This window comes from Sphingomonas ginkgonis, from assembly GCF_003970925.1.
Taxonomy (GTDB): Bacteria; Pseudomonadota; Alphaproteobacteria; order Sphingomonadales; family Sphingomonadaceae; genus Sphingomicrobium; species Sphingomicrobium ginkgonis.
Map to the genome: position 1 here is coordinate 147,387 of NZ_RWJF01000001.1, position 13,410 is coordinate 160,796.

A 13,410-nucleotide genomic window follows, 5' to 3' on the forward strand; every position below is an offset into this window, starting at 1 on the left:
GCGCGGCGCGATGGCGTGGCTGGTAATCCCAACGGATCCCAACCGCTTCCGCGACCCGCCCAACGGCGGGTTTTTTATTGCCAAGGTTCCCCGATGACCGACGCCGCCGCCACGACTGCCTCCGCCCTGCCCTTGGTTGACCATGGGCCGGTGCCCAACCCGTTGCCCAAGCTGCTGACCGGCGAGGACCTGCCCGCCGCCGACAGCCAGCACCTGTTCGAGCGGCTGGTGCTCGGCCGGCTCGAGCCCGCCGAGATCGCCGGCATGCTGATTGCGCTGCGCATGAAGGGCGAGACCGCCGAGGAGATGATCGGCGCCGCCCACGCGCTGTCCGCCGCCTCGCTCCCCTTCGCCCGCCCCGACTATCTCTATGCGGACTGCTGCGGCACCGGTGGGGACGGGTCGGGCCTGATCAACGTGTCGACCGCCGCCGGGTTCGTCGCCGCGGCGTGCGGCCTGCCGATCGCCAAGCACGGCAATCGCAGCATCAGCTCGCGCTGCGGCTCGGCCGACGTGCTCGAGGCGCTGGGGGTGAGAATCGAGATCAGCCCGGAGCGCGCGCGCAAGCTGCTCGACGAGATCGGCTTCTGCTTCCTGTTCGCGCCGGAGTATCACCCGGGCATGCGGCACGCGGCGCTGGTCCGACGCCAGCTGTCGGTCCGCACCGTGATGAACCTGCTCGGCCCATGCATCAATCCGGCGCGTCCGCCCGTGCAGCTGCTCGGAGTCGCGGATGCTCGCATGCTGCGCCGGATCGCGTTGACCCTCGACGCGCTCGGCGTGCGCGACGCGCTGGTGGTGCACGGCTCCGGGCTGGACGAGATCGCGCTCCACGGCGAGACCCGCGCCCTGCGGCTGTCGAACGGGATGATCGAGGAACTGGAGATCGCGCCGGAGGACGCCGGCCTGGTCCGTGCGCCGCTCAAGGCGGTGACCGGCGGGAGCGCCGAGGAGAATAGCCGTCGCCTGACGGCGCTGCTCGGCGGCGGCGGCGAGCTGGCCGAGCAAGACATCGTCGCGCTCAACGCCGGCGCGCTGCTGATGACCGCCGGGCTTGCCCATGACCTCCGGAGCGGGGTCGTCCAGGCGCTCGACACGTTACGCTCCGGCGCGCCGCTGCGCACGCTCAAGACCTATGCGGAGGCCAGTCATGGCTAATGTCCTCGCCGAGATCGTCGCCAACAAGCGCCGCGAGGTCGCTGAACGGCTGGACGACTTCGACGGCAGCGCCGCCGTCCCCACCACCCGCAGCCTGCGCGCGGCGCTGGCCCGGCCCGGCGCCCGCTTCATCATGGAGGTCAAGCGCGCCTCGCCTTCTGGACATCGCGGCAAGCACTCGATCGAGGATGCGGCGCGCGCCTACGCCCCGATCGCCGATGCTGTGTCAGTGCTGATCGACCGGAAATATTTCCACGGATCCATCGGCGATCTGCGCGCCGTGCGCAGGCTCTTCGACGGTCCGATCCTCGCCAAGGACTTCGTCGTCGATCCCCGCCAGGTCACCGAGGCGCGGCTGGCCGGCGCGGACGCCGTGCTGGTCATGCTGTCCGTGCTCGGGGACGAGGAGGCGCGGGTCGTCCTGGCCGAGGCGGCACTGCTCGGAATGGACGCGATCGTTGAAGTTCATGACGAGGCCGAGATGGCGCGCGCCGCCGCGCTCGGCGCCGCGATCATCGGGATCAACAACCGCGACCTGAAGACACTGCGGACCGACCTCGTCGTCACCGAGCGGCTGGCAGCGCTGGCGCCCCGAGACGCGCTGCTGATCAGCGAGAGCGGGATCGCCGAGCGCGCCGATATCGAGCGGCTCGCCCGCCATGTCGACGCCTTCCTCGTCGGCTCCTCGCTGATGGCTGCGGACGACATCGCCGAGGCCGCACGGTCGCTGGTGTTCGGCCGGGTCAAGATCTGCGGGCTGACCCGCGCCGTCGACGTCGAGGCAGCCGCGCTGGCCGGAGCCAGCCACGCGGGCTTCATCTTCGTGCCCGACACGCCGCGCCACCTGACCCCGGCGGCGGCGGCCGGGCTAGTCGAGCAGGCGCGGGACGCCGGCATGAAGCCGGTCGGCGTGTTCCGGGATTGTCCACCCGACGAGGTGGTGCGGACGGCCAACGAGCTGGGGCTCGGAGCCGTGCAGCTGCACGGTAGCGAGAGTCCCGAGCAGATCGCCGCCGTCCGGTGCGGGCTCGCTCCCGACGTCGAGCTTTGGGCGGCTCAGGACGGGGATCGCCTGTCGGCATCTCGCGAGGGCTGCGATCGCACGCTGTTCGACAGTCCCGGCGGGGGGTCGGGCCGATCGTTCGACTGGTCGCACCTGTACGACCGGCAGGACCTCAGCCATGGCTTCGTGGCCGGAGGCATAGGCCCCGACAACGCCGCCGACGCCGCTCGCCTCGGCGCCTACGGCATCGACGCCAGTTCGCGGCTCGAGAGCGCCCCCGGAATCAAGGATCACGCCAGCATCGCCGCGATGATGGCCTCGCTTCGAACCCCGACGAGAGAACAATGAGACAGCAAGGCCGGTTCGGCGACTATGGGGGCTGCTTCGTCCCGGAGATCCTGGTGCCCGCGCTCGAGCAGCTCGAGGCGGCCTTCCTCGACGCCGAGGAAGATCCCCGCTTCCGCGCCGAACTTGACGAGCTGCTGGCGACCTATGCGGGACGGCCGACGCCGCTCACCCTGTTGCGCAATCTCGGGGGCGAGCATGCGCGCATCTACCTAAAGCGCGAGGATCTGCTTCACGGCGGCGCGCACAAGACAAACCAGGTTCTGGCGCAGGCGCTGCTCACGAAGCGGATGGGCAAGACGCGCCTGATCGCCGAGACGGGGGCGGGGCAGCATGGCGTTGCGACCGCGCTGGCCGGCGCGCTGTTCGGGCTCAAGACCGAGATCTACATGGGCGCCGACGATGTCGCCCGGCAGCAGCTCAACGTCTTCCGGATGGAGCTGATGGGCGCCAGGGTGATCCCGGTCACCGCCGGGACGCGGACGCTCAAGGACGCGGTCAACGAGGCGCTGCGCGACTGGAGCGCGAGCTTCGCCGACACCCACTACATACTCGGCACCGCGGCCGGCCCGCACCCCTTCCCGACCATGGTCCGCCAGTTCCAGCGGGTCATCGGCAAGGAAGCGCGGGCGCAGCTGCTGGAGGCGGAGGGCCGCTTGCCCGACGCGGTGATCGCCTGTGTCGGTGGCGGCAGCAACGCCATCGGCATCTTCAGCGACTTCATTTCCGACGAAGGCGTTCAGCTGGTCGGCTGCGAGCCCGCGGGCAAGGGGCTCGACGGGCACGAGCATGGGGCGACCATCCTCAAGGGCAGCGTCGGCATCTTCCACGGCGCTCGGACGCTCGTGCTTCAGGACGGCGACGGGCAAATCAGCGACAGCTGGTCGGTCTCGGCGGGGCTCGACTATCCGGCGGTGGGACCGGAGCATAGCTGGCTGCGCGACAGCGGCCGCGGGACCTATGTCGGCGTCACCGACCAAGAGGCGCTCGACGCCTTCCAGTTGCTGGCCCGCTCAGAAGGGATCATCCCCGCGTTCGAAAGTGCGCATGCGGTGGCGCAGGCGCTGAAGATGGCGGAGGCGGCGACGAAGGAGACCGTGCTCGTGGTCAATCTGTCGGGCCGCGGCGACAAGGACATGGTGCAGGCGCAGAAGCTGCTCGGAGGCCGGGCATGAGCCGCTACGACGCGATGTTCGCCCGGCTCCACAACGAGGGCGCGCTCGGGGCCTTCCTGATGCTCGGCGACCCCGAGCTTGCGACCAGCGCGAGGCATCTGGACGCGCTGGTGGAAGGCGGCACCGACATGGTCGAGGTCGGCATCCCCTTCTCCGACCCGGTCGCCGACGGTCCGGTCATCCAGGCGGCGGCCGAGCGGGCGCTCAAGGCGGGCGTTCGGGTCGACGATGCGCTCGAGCTGATCGCGGGCTTCCGCAAGCGCCATCCCGACGTGCCGCTCGGAATCCTGACTTACGCCAACATCGTCGAGGTGCGCGGTCGCGAGCGGTTCATGGCCGACGCGGTGACGGCGGGCGCGGACAGCCTGCTGGTGGCGGATGTGCCGAGCCTCGAGGCCGAGCCCTACTCCGCGCTGGCCCGGGCGACCGGTATCGACCTCGTCATGATCGCCGCGCCGAACACCGGCGAGGAAGCGCTCGACCGGCTCGCACGGCTGTCATCGGGCTACACCTATTGCGTCGCCCGGGCGGGAGTGACGGGCGAGCGGAGCGACTTGGCGCTCGATCACCAGCAGCTGTTCGGCAAGCTGAAGGAGCGGAACGCACCGCCGGCCGTGCTCGGCTTCGGCATCTCCAGTCCCGAGCAGGTCCGCGCCGCGCTCGACAGCGGGGCGGCGGGAGTGATCGTCGGCTCGGCAATCGTTCGCATCGCCGCCGAGGGCGGCGACGTGGCTGGCTTCGTTGACAGTCTGAAGACAGCCACTAGGCGCTGAGCGCCATGGCAATCGATCTCAGCGGCCGCACGGCCATCGTCACCGGAGCCGGCGCGGGTCTCGGCCGCGCCCACGCCCTGCTGCTCGCCGAAGCCGGCGCGGCAGTGCTCGTCAACGACATGAACGGCGAGGCGGCGGAGGCGGTCGCGGCGGAGATCGTCGCGGCGGGCGGCAAGGCGCTGGCGCACGCCTGCTCGGTCACCGACTATCCGGCGGTGCAGGCGATGGTCGCCCGCGCCGAGGCGGAGCTCGGGCCCGTCGACATCCTCGTCGCCAACGCCGGGATCCTGCGCGACAAGAGCTTCGCCAAGATGGAGCTCGACGACTTCCGGCTGGTCGTCGAGGTGCACCTGATGGGCTCCGTCCATTGCGCCAAGGCGGTGTGGGACGGAATGCGCGAGCGCGGCTTCGGACGGATCGTCTTCACCACCTCGTCGAGCGGGCTCTACGGCAACTTCGGGCAGAGCAACTACGGTGCGGCGAAGATGGCGCTGGTCGGGCTGATGCAGACGCTGAGCCTCGAAGGGGCCAAGTCCAACGTCCGGGTGAACTGCCTCGCGCCGACCGCGGCCACGGGGATGACCGAGGGGCTTCTGCCCGCGCCGATCTTTGAGAAGCTGGGGCCGGAGAAGGTCAGTCCGGCGCTGCTCGCGCTGGTCGCGGACGAGGCGCCGACCCGGACCATCCTCGCCGCCGGCGCGGGCGCGGTCGAGCAGGCGCATGTCACGCTGACGCGCGGGATCGTCGCGGCCAGCGATGGCATCGCGGCGGGAGCGGATATTCTTGCCCGGATGGCCGAGATCGCCGACCGGGCCGACGAGACGGTGCCGGCGCAGGGGAGCGATCAGGGCCAGCTCGAACTCGCGAAGGTGATGCGCGCCGAGGGGCGCTAGTGGCACTTGAATCGATCGAACGGCTCCAGGCATTCGCGGCAGCGCCATTGCGCCTTGCACGGCGTGGAGCCGAACCGGCTGACTTCCTCCGTATCCGTCGAGCCGCATTGCGGGCAGGCCACCGTCGACGAGCGTTCCGGCGGGGCGATGCCGTAGCGGCGGAGCTTGTCGCGGCCGGCCTCGCTGATCCAGTCGGTCGACCAGGGCGGTGACAGGATTGTGCGGATGCCGACTTCGCCATAGCCGGCGGAATCGAGCGCGGCGCGGATGCTCTGCTCGATCGCCAGCGTCGCCGGACAACCCGAATAAGTCGGGGTAATCAGCACTTCGCCGTCCCCGACCGCGCGGACGATCCCGAGGTCGACCACCGAGACAACCGGGATCTCCGGGTCCGGGACGCCTTCCAGCACTTCCCAGACGCTGGCCATCAGACCTTCTCGACGAGCAGCGCGATGCCTTGGCCGACGCCGATGCACATGGTGGCAAGGCCGTAGCGGCCGCCGCTGCGCTGGAGCTCCTCGGTCAGGGTCAGCGCCAGCCGGGCGCCGGACATGCCGAGCGGGTGGCCGAGCGCGATCGCGCCGCCGTTGGGGTTCACCTGCGGCGAATCGTCCGGGATGCCGAGGTCACGGAGCACCGCAAGACCCTGCGCGGCGAAGGCCTCGTTGAGCTCGATGACGTCGAGCTCCTCCAGCCCGACCTTCTGCCGCTCGAGCAGCTTGCGGGTGGCGGGGGCGGGGCCGATGCCCATGATCCGCGGCGGAACCCCGGCGACGGCGCCGCCGACGATCCGGGCCCGCGGCGTGAGACCGTGGCGCGCCGCCGCCGCCTCGCTGGCGACGATCAGCGCGGCGGCGCCGTCGTTGACGCCCGAGGCATTGCCGGCGGTGACCGTCCCGTCCTTGCGGACGATCGGCTTCAGCCTCGCCAGCGTCTCGAGGTCGGTGAGCCGGGGATGTTCGTCGCGATCGACGAGCTTCGGATCGCCCTTGCGTTGGGGAATCGCAACGGGAACGATCTCGGCGTCGAAGCGGCCGTTCTTCTGCGCCTCGGCGGTCTTCTGCTGGCTACGCAGCGCGAAGGCGTCCTGGTCCTCGCGGCTGATCGAGAATTCGTCGGCGACGTTCTCGGCGGTCGAGGGCATAGTGTCGTCGCCATAGGCGTCGCGCATCTTCGGGTTGACGAAGCGCCAGCCGATGGTGGTGTCGTAAAGCTCGGCGTTGCGGTCGAACGCGCTCTGCGCCTTGGGCATGACGAAGGGCGCGCGGCTCATGCTCTCCGAACCGCCGGCGATGACGAGGTCGGCGTCGCCCGAACGGATCAGCCGCGCCGCCATCCCAACCGCGTCGAGCCCCGAACCGCACAGCCGATTGAGTGTCACGCCCCCCGAGCCATGCGGCAGGCCGGCGAGCAGCCCCGCCATCCGGGCGAGATTGCGGTTGTCCTCGCCGGCCTGGTTGGCGCAGCCGAGGATCACGTCGTCGAGCGCTTCCCAGTCGACGTCGCCATTGCGCTCGATCAGCGCTCGGATCGGGATGGCGGCGAGATCGTCGGCGCGGACCGACGACAGCGCGCCGCCGTAGCGGCCGATCGGAGTCCGGACCGCGTCGCAGATGAAGGCGTCTGCCATGCCGCTCAGATCACCCCGCGGCGCATCTGATCGAGCTCGATGGACTCGAACAGCGCCTTGAAATTGCCCTCGCCGAAACCCTCGTTGCCCTTGCGCTGGATGAGCTCGAAGAAGATCGGGCCGATGACGTTCTGGGTGAAGATTTGCAGCAGCAGCCCCTGCCCCTCGGTCGGCGCGCCATCGACGAGGATGCGGCGCTTCTCCAGCTCGGTGGTCGGCTCGCCATGGCCTTCGACGCGCGTGTCGACCAGCTCGTAATAGGTGTCAGGCGTGTCCTGAAAGGCGATGCCGCGGCCGCGCAATATGTCGACCGAGGAATAAATGTCGTCCGAGCCGAGCGCGATGTGCTGGATTCCCTCGCCCTTATATTCGCGGAGGAACTCCTCGATCTGGCTCTTGTCGTCCTGGCTCTCGTTCAGCGGGATCCGGATCTGGCCGCAGGGCGAGGTCATCGCCTTGGAGAAGAGACCGGTCTGCTTGCCCTCGATGTCGAAGTAGCGGATCTCGCGGAAGTTGAAGAGCCGCTCGTAGAACTCGGCCCAATGGCTCATCCGGCCGCGGTTCACATTGTGGGTGAGGTGGTCGATGTAGGTGAGGTGGCTGTCCGCCTCGGCCATCTGCGCTTCCCACCCGTCATCGAACCGGAAGTCGATGTCGTAGATCGACCCGGCCGAGCCGTAGCGGTCGACGAGGTAGAGGCGCGAGCCGCCGATTCCCTCGATCGCCGGGATGTTGAGCTCCATCGGGCCGACGTCGCCCTCGACCGCGGTGGCGCCAAGCTCAAGCGCCCGGCGGAAGGCGGCGCCGGCATCCTTGACGCGGAAGGCCATGGCGCAGGCCGAGGGGCCGTGGTCGCGCGCAAACTGCTGCGCAAAACTGTCGGGCTCGGCATTGATGATGAAGTTGATCCCGCCCTGGCGGTGGAGCGTGACGTCCTTGCGCTTGTGGCGGGCGATCGCCGGGAAGCCCATCTGGGTGAACAGCGAGCGCAGCAGCTCGGGATCGGGCGCGGCATATTCGACGAACTCGAAGCCGTCGGTGCCCATTGGGTTCTCGAGGCCCAGGGGCCCGAGTTCAAGCGTGGCGGTAGCCATGTGAAATTCTCCTCAAGCAGCCCAACTGCGCTCGCCCGGCGTGCGTTTCAAGGCCTCGAATGGTCCCAAAGGTCACACTGTCGAACCCCGCCGGCGGCGTTGTGGCGCCGCCCGCGCGGGCGAGACTTACGGGTCTGGACGCTGTAGGTCCGATCGCGGGCTGTAGGACAGGAGAAACGGCGGTGGCGATGGAGGACGGGTGGCGCGAGGCGGACGGCGCCCTGCTGAAGAGCTTTCGTTTCCGGGACTTCTCGGAGGCGTTCGGGTTCCTCGCCCGGGTCGCGCTGCATGCCGAGAAGGTCGACCATCACCCCGAGTTCACCAGCGTGTGGAACCGCGTCGACTTCCGGCTGACCTCGCACGACCGTGGCGGAGTGACCGAGCGCGACCATGCGCTGGCGGCGGCGATCGACGCGCTCGATCAGCGGACCAGCGCGTAGCCGAGCGCGACCCCGGCCAGCGAGCCGAACAGCGACGCCGCGGCATAGGCGAAAGCCCCCGCCCAGGCGCCGCGCTGCATCAGCGTGAGCGCGTCGAGGCTGAAGGCGGAGAAGGTGGTGAAGCCGCCGAGCACGCCGGTCATCAGGAAGACCCGGGGCGGCTCGGCCATGCCGCGGTGGGTGGCCCAGCCGGCGACCAGCCCCATGACGAGGCAGCCAACCAGGTTGACCGCCAGAGTCGCCGCGTAGGGCGGTTGCCCGAGCAGCAGCGCGAGCCGGCCGGCGAGATAGCGGAGAACCGCGCCGGCGCCGCCGCCGACGAAGACCAGCAGCGGCGGGATCAATGCGCGGTCCCGCGGGCCCGGTGGACGAAGTCGACCAGCTGCGCGAGGACGGCTCCGACCAGCGCCCCGACGGTCGCCGAGAGCAAAGCCCCGGTGAGCCACTCCCCCGCGCCGCCGAGCGGTCCGAGCGCCTCGCCCGCCCTGACGGCGACATCATGGACGAGGTGCGGCAGCGTGTCGTGCCCAAGCTCCTCGACCGCGTGGATCAGGATGCCGCCGCCAACCCACAGCATCGCGGCAGTGCCGACAACGGAAAGCGACGCGAGGAGCCTGGGCACGATGTGGACCAGGCCCCGCCCGATCGCCCTGGTGGTCCCGTTCTCCCGCCGGCACATGTGCAGGCCGATGTCGTCCAGCTTCACGATCAGCGCGACGACGCCGTAGACGGCAATGGTGATCAGAACGCCGACCAGCAGCAGCGCCGCCGCACGCAGACCGAAGCTGCTCGCCTCGAGCGAGGCGAGCGCGATGACCATGATCTCGGCCGACAGGATGAAGTCGGTGCGGATCGCGCCGGCGACCTGCCGCTGCTCGAGTTCGGCCGGCGTGTCGGCCTCCATCAGCTCTTCCTCGCGATGATCGTCGCCGCGCAACGCCTCGATGATCTTCTCGGCCGCCTCGAACGAGAGATAGGCGCCCCCGGCGAGCAGCAGCACGTTGATCAGCACCGGGGCGAAGGCCGAGAGGAGCAGCGCCACGGGGAGGATGATCAGCAGCTTGTTGCGGATGCTGCCCCAGGCGATCTTGGCGATGATCGGCAGCTCGCGCTCGGGGCTCAGCCCGGTGACGTAGCGCGGGGTCACCGCGGTGTCGTCGATCACCACGCCGGCCGCCTTGCCGCTCGCCTTCATGGTCGCGGCGCCGACATCGTCGATGCTGGAGGCGGCCAGCTTGGCGAGGGTAGCGACGTCGTCGAGGAGCGCGATCAGTCCGGAGGGCATGGGCGGATCCCTACCCCGCGCCGGGTCAGGCGTCGACCCGGCCCTCGATCGCCTCGACGAGCGCATCGAGCCGGGCCGGCACCGCCCGCTTGGCGGTCGGGCGATGCTCGATCGCGGCGAGCGCGGGCGGGGCGGCGATCGGCGCGCCGGTGATCGGCTCGATCACGTCGGCGAACTTGAAGGGGTGCGCGGTGGCGGCGACCAGCCACGGGCGGTCGGCGCGCTCGGCCTCGGAAAGACGGGCATAGGCCTCCGCCGCGCAGGCGGAGTGCGGGCACCAGATATAGCCGCTCGCCTCGAAGTCGGCACGGATGCGGCGGGTGATGGCGCCGTCGTCGACCAGCTCGACGCGCAGGCCGCGGTCACGAATGGGGAGTGCGACCAGCCGCTCGAAATTGCTTGGTGCGCCGACGTCCATCGCGTTGGCGAGCGTCGCGACCGAGGCGCGCGGTTCGTAGCGGCCGTTCTCGTACCAGTCGCGCAGTGTGCGGTTGGCATTGGTGGCGAGCAGCAGCGGGCCGACCGGCGCCCCCATCGTCCGGGCGAGCAGGAAGGAGAAGCCCTGCCCGAGGTTGCCGCTGGGCGCGACCACGCCGGGGCGGATCCGCGATCCGGTGAAGCTTTGAAGGACCGCGTGCGCGGCATAGGCGGCCTGCGGCAGGAGCCGGCCGATGTTGATCGAGTTGGCCGAGGTGAGGCGCAGCGCGTCCGAGAGCGGGCGATCGTTGAAGGCGGCCTTCACCAGCCGCTGGCAATCGTCGAAGTCGCCGTCCACCTCGAGCGCGTCGACCGGCTCGCCCCAGCAGGTCAGCTGCTTTTCTTGGAACGACGAAACCCGGCCCCTGGGAAAGAGGATGGTGGCGCGAACCGCCGAGCGGCCCTCCGCCGCGCACCCGACCGCCCCACCGGTGTCGCCGGAGGTCGCGACCAGCACGTGGAGCGGCGCCGAACGGTCGCCGATCCGGTCGAAGCAGGCGAGCAGGAAGCGCGCGCCGAAATCCTTGAAGGCACCGGTCGGCCCGTGGAAAAGCTCGAGCGCGGACAGGCTCGGTTGGGCGGGATCAGGGGCGACCAGTGGGACCGGAAAGTCGAACGCCTCGGCGCAGATCGCCGGCAGCTCGGACTCGAGCGCGTCGCCCGCGAACCAGGGCTTCAGGAACTCGGCGGCGAATGCGGCGAGCGGCACGTCCGGATCGAGGCGGGACCAGTCGGGAGCGGGAATCCGCTCGGGCATGTAGAGGCCACCGTCGGGCGCTGCGCCGTGGCGGATCGCCTGGCTGAGGGTGGCGGGCGGCGCCGAGCCGCGGGTGGAAACGAACTTCATGACACGGTCTCGTCGAGCTTGAGGAGCTGGACGCCGGGCGAGTCGACCGGCGCACGATAGGCGCGGGCGGCGAGACCGGCGTCGACGAAGGCCCAGCGCATCGCTTCCTCGACCTCGGCTGCGTCGGCGTCGAGCGCCCAGGCGAAGACCGACGGGCCGGAACCGGAGAAGGTGCAGCCGAGCGCTCCGGCGTCGCGGGCGGCGCGCTGGACCGCGGGGAGGACGGGAAGGAGGTGGGTGCGCTGGGGCTCGACCAGCACGTCCTCCAGACCGGCGCGGATCAGGCGCGGGTCGCTGGCCGCACAGCCGGCGACGAACGCGGCGACTCGGCGGCTGTGCTCGACCGCGGTGCGCAGCGAGACGCTCGGCGCGAGGATCGCGCGGGCCATGCGGGTCTCGATCTTGACCGCCGGGTGGAAGAGGATGGCGGTGATCTCGCGCGGGGTCGGCAGCCGCTGGAGCAACGGCGGACGCTCGCTGGCGGCGAGGACGAGGCCGCCAAGCAGGCTGGCCATGACATTGTCCCAGTGCGGGGGGTCGGAGGCGACGCGCTCGCCCTCCAGGGCATGGGGCAGAAGCTGGTCGAGCGTGAACGGTTCGCCGAGGAGGGCGTTGGCGGCAGCCGCGCCGGCGACGGCGGAGGCGGCCGAGCCGCCCATCCCGGCGGCCATCGGCACGCCCTTGTCGATGTCGAGCCGGACCCCGCAAGGCGCGCCGGCGGCGTTCAGCACCGAACAAGCGGCGGCCAGCGCGGTGTTGGTCGCCGGGCTGTCGGGCAATGTCCGGAACAGGCCCGACACCTTGCCGAGGCGGACTCCGGGCGTCTCCTCGCGGTGCGCGGTGACGGTGTCGCGCGCGGCATCGAAGGCCTGGCCGAGAATGTCGAAGCCGACCCCGACATTGCCGATACTCGCGGGCGCGCTGGCGGCGGCGCGATCGAGGGAAGCGCGGATCATGCGGTCAGCCGGAGCGGATCCGTCGCGGCGCGCGGTTCGGCGCGGCCGAGCAGCGCCCGCTGCGCGTCCATCACGTCGGCGAAGACCGCCAGCGCGGTCGGCCATCGTCCCGCTCCCTTGCCGAACACCCTGGTTACCGTCCCTGCGCCGTCGGTGAGCAGGAAGCAATTCTCCTCGCGCTGCGGCGCGGCAAGCGGGTGCTCCGCGGGCAGCGCGACGATCTGGACAGACGCGTCGAGGCTGCCGTTCCCATAGTGGCGGCAGGAAGCGACCTGCTTCAGTACCTCGCCACGAGCGGCGGCAGCGGCAATCGTCGCCGGGGTGATCTCGCGCAACGACTGCCTGGCGATTCGGTCGGGGGCGAGCGCGATCCCGAACGCCTCGCGGATGAGGATGGCGAGCTTGTCGGCCGCGTCATGCCCGTCGACGTCGCCGCTCGGGTCGGCCTCGGCAAAGCCCATCGCCTGCGCCTTAGCCAGCGCGGAGTCGAAGCCCCGCCCCTTGCCCATCAGGCCGAGGATGAAGTTGCAGGTGCCGTTCATCACGCCCTCGATCTTGGCCAGGTTGCGGCAGCGACGCACCGTCTCGATGATCGGGACGCCGCCGCCGACCGCGGCGGAGTAGCGCAGCTCACCGCCGCCCCGGCTCGCACAGGCATGGAGCGAGTCCCAGTGCCTTGCCACCGCGGCCTTGTTGGCGGTCACCACCTGGATTCCGTCCAGCAGCGCCGAGCGCATCAGGTCGGCCGGCCCGTCGGCGCCGCCCATCAACTCGATGAGAATGTCGGGGCGCGGGGCAAGCGCCTCCTCGACGGTGGCGGTGAAGAGCCCGGGCCCACGCGACGCGGCCAGGTTGCGGACCAGGACGGGCGCCAGCTCGAACTGGTCGGGCCTTGCCCGGAGCAGTTCGAGGACGCCGCCGCCCACCGCCCCGCAACCGAGCAGGGCCACCCGCAGCCTGCGCGGTTCGGCATCGGCTCGATCGGGATTGGCCGTCGGAGCTTCGGCGACGACGCTGACCGACTCGCGCGAGAAGCCCAGCCGGTCGAGACAGTCGGTCAGCCGCGTGCTTGCATCGGGCGCCACGGCAAGGACGCGCTCGCCGCGACGCCAGCAGTCATAGATGACCGAAGCGGCACCGAGCAGGTCCTGCTCCTGCTCGAGCGGTCCGTCGAACCGCAGCAGGCGCGGGAGCGCCGCCTCTCCTCCACCCGTTGCGTCGACCTTGCCCGCGCTCATCGCCTTGCCTTCGCCCTCATGAAAAGACCCGCCCTCCGGTTGCCGGGGAGCGGGTCGGTGATCCTGGTTGTTCTCGTCGGAGAACCGTCAGCCGAT

General features: G+C 70.5%; 14 protein-coding genes. 6 read left to right on the forward strand and 8 right to left on the reverse strand.

All coding sequences use genetic code 11. From position 1 onward, the window contains the following. Positions 1-93: 93 nt before the first annotated feature. From trpD to HMF7854_RS00760, 5 genes are read left to right on the forward strand one after another with little or no spacing between them, the layout of a single operon-like run. Positions 94-1,158 (forward strand): anthranilate phosphoribosyltransferase, encoded by a 1,065-nt coding sequence (trpD, locus tag HMF7854_RS00740; protein ID WP_126717364.1) that lies wholly within the window; start codon positions 94-96, stop codon positions 1,156-1,158. Continuing rightward, positions 1,151-2,509, forward strand: coding sequence for a bifunctional indole-3-glycerol-phosphate synthase TrpC/phosphoribosylanthranilate isomerase TrpF (trpCF, locus tag HMF7854_RS00745; protein WP_185829105.1), 1,359 nt, complete (start codon positions 1,151-1,153; stop codon positions 2,507-2,509). The genes trpD and trpCF overlap by 8 nt, the downstream gene beginning before the upstream one ends. Continuing rightward, positions 2,506-3,681: a tryptophan synthase subunit beta gene (gene trpB, locus HMF7854_RS00750; protein ID WP_126717366.1), complete on the forward strand. Its 1,176-nt coding sequence runs from the start codon at positions 2,506-2,508 to the stop codon at positions 3,679-3,681. Before trpCF ends, trpB begins: the two co-directional genes overlap by 4 nt. Beyond that, a complete protein-coding gene (gene trpA / locus HMF7854_RS00755; protein ID WP_126717367.1) occupies positions 3,678-4,454 on the forward strand; it encodes a tryptophan synthase subunit alpha in 777 nt (258 codons plus the stop codon). Before trpB ends, trpA begins: the two co-directional genes overlap by 4 nt. Positions 4,455-4,459: 5 nt before the next feature. Next, the gene (locus tag HMF7854_RS00760) at positions 4,460-5,347 is read left to right on the forward strand and encodes an SDR family NAD(P)-dependent oxidoreductase (protein WP_126717368.1); all 888 of its coding nucleotides are present in this window, start codon (positions 4,460-4,462) and stop codon (positions 5,345-5,347) included. Here the strand turns inward: HMF7854_RS00760 and paaD are convergent. The 3 genes from paaD to hppD are packed head-to-tail and all read right to left on the reverse strand — an operon-like array spanning position 5,344 to position 8,071. Beyond that, on the reverse strand, positions 5,344-5,775 hold the full coding sequence (paaD, locus tag HMF7854_RS00765) for a 1,2-phenylacetyl-CoA epoxidase subunit PaaD (protein WP_126717369.1): 432 nt from the start codon (positions 5,773-5,775) through the stop codon (positions 5,344-5,346). The genes HMF7854_RS00760 and paaD overlap by 4 nt on opposite strands. After that, positions 5,775-6,977, reverse strand: a complete 1,203-nt coding sequence (pcaF, locus tag HMF7854_RS00770) for a 3-oxoadipyl-CoA thiolase (protein ID WP_126717370.1) — start codon at positions 6,975-6,977, stop codon at positions 5,775-5,777. The genes paaD and pcaF overlap by 1 nt, the downstream gene beginning before the upstream one ends. Before the next feature lie 5 nt (positions 6,978-6,982). After that, entirely contained in the window at positions 6,983-8,071 is a 1,089-nt protein-coding gene (hppD, locus tag HMF7854_RS00775) for a 4-hydroxyphenylpyruvate dioxygenase (protein ID WP_126717371.1), read from the reverse strand. 188 nt (positions 8,072-8,259) lie between these two features. Here hppD and HMF7854_RS00780 point away from each other — a divergent pair, with 188 nt between their 5' ends. Further along, positions 8,260-8,511, forward strand: a complete 252-nt coding sequence (locus HMF7854_RS00780) for a 4a-hydroxytetrahydrobiopterin dehydratase (RefSeq protein WP_126719980.1) — start codon at positions 8,260-8,262, stop codon at positions 8,509-8,511. Here the strand turns inward: HMF7854_RS00780 and crcB are convergent. From crcB to HMF7854_RS00805, 5 genes are read right to left on the reverse strand one after another with little or no spacing between them, the layout of a single operon-like run. Continuing rightward, a complete protein-coding gene (crcB, locus tag HMF7854_RS00785; protein ID WP_221766395.1) occupies positions 8,493-8,855 on the reverse strand; it encodes a fluoride efflux transporter CrcB in 363 nt (120 codons plus the stop codon). The two genes, HMF7854_RS00780 and crcB, sit on opposite strands and share 19 nt — an antisense overlap. Beyond that, positions 8,852-9,796: a DUF808 domain-containing protein gene (locus HMF7854_RS00790; protein ID WP_126717372.1), complete on the reverse strand. Its 945-nt coding sequence runs from the start codon at positions 9,794-9,796 to the stop codon at positions 8,852-8,854. The genes crcB and HMF7854_RS00790 overlap by 4 nt, the downstream gene beginning before the upstream one ends. Before the next feature lie 25 nt (positions 9,797-9,821). Next, the gene (gene thrC / locus HMF7854_RS00795) at positions 9,822-11,120 is read right to left on the reverse strand and encodes a threonine synthase (RefSeq protein ID WP_126717373.1); all 1,299 of its coding nucleotides are present in this window, start codon (positions 11,118-11,120) and stop codon (positions 9,822-9,824) included. Further along, positions 11,117-12,076, reverse strand: coding sequence for a homoserine kinase (locus HMF7854_RS00800; RefSeq protein WP_126717374.1), 960 nt, complete (start codon positions 12,074-12,076; stop codon positions 11,117-11,119). Before HMF7854_RS00800 ends, thrC begins: the two co-directional genes overlap by 4 nt. Beyond that, positions 12,073-13,314 carry a homoserine dehydrogenase gene (locus HMF7854_RS00805; protein WP_126717375.1) on the reverse strand — a complete coding sequence of 414 codons (1,242 nt, stop codon included), beginning with the start codon at positions 13,312-13,314 and terminating at the stop codon, positions 12,073-12,075. The genes HMF7854_RS00800 and HMF7854_RS00805 overlap by 4 nt, the downstream gene beginning before the upstream one ends. Between the last annotated feature and the right edge of the window lie 96 nt (positions 13,315-13,410).

Bases quoted from the DNA above. Each gene is read 5' to 3' on its own strand.
- trpD (WP_126717364.1), top strand. From the start codon at position 94: ATGACCGACGCCGCCGCCACGACTGCCTCCGCCCTGCCCTTGGTTGAC.
- trpCF (WP_185829105.1), top strand. From the start codon at position 1,151: ATGGCTAATGTCCTCGCCGAGATCGTCGCCAACAAGCGCCGCGAGGTC.
- trpB (WP_126717366.1), top strand. From the start codon at position 2,506: ATGAGACAGCAAGGCCGGTTCGGCGACTATGGGGGCTGCTTCGTCCCG.
- trpA (WP_126717367.1), top strand. From the start codon at position 3,678: ATGAGCCGCTACGACGCGATGTTCGCCCGGCTCCACAACGAGGGCGCG.
- HMF7854_RS00760 (WP_126717368.1), top strand. From the start codon at position 4,460: ATGGCAATCGATCTCAGCGGCCGCACGGCCATCGTCACCGGAGCCGGC.
- paaD (WP_126717369.1), bottom strand. From the start codon at position 5,775: ATGGCCAGCGTCTGGGAAGTGCTGGAAGGCGTCCCGGACCCGGAGATC.
- pcaF (WP_126717370.1), bottom strand. From the start codon at position 6,977: ATGGCAGACGCCTTCATCTGCGACGCGGTCCGGACTCCGATCGGCCGC.
- hppD (WP_126717371.1), bottom strand. From the start codon at position 8,071: ATGGCTACCGCCACGCTTGAACTCGGGCCCCTGGGCCTCGAGAACCCA.
- HMF7854_RS00780 (WP_126719980.1), top strand. From the start codon at position 8,260: ATGGAGGACGGGTGGCGCGAGGCGGACGGCGCCCTGCTGAAGAGCTTT.
- HMF7854_RS00790 (WP_126717372.1), bottom strand. From the start codon at position 9,796: ATGCCCTCCGGACTGATCGCGCTCCTCGACGACGTCGCTACCCTCGCC.
- thrC (WP_126717373.1), bottom strand. From the start codon at position 11,120: ATGAAGTTCGTTTCCACCCGCGGCTCGGCGCCGCCCGCCACCCTCAGC.
- HMF7854_RS00800 (WP_126717374.1), bottom strand. From the start codon at position 12,076: ATGATCCGCGCTTCCCTCGATCGCGCCGCCGCCAGCGCGCCCGCGAGT.
- HMF7854_RS00805 (WP_126717375.1), bottom strand. From the start codon at position 13,314: ATGAGCGCGGGCAAGGTCGACGCAACGGGTGGAGGAGAGGCGGCGCTC.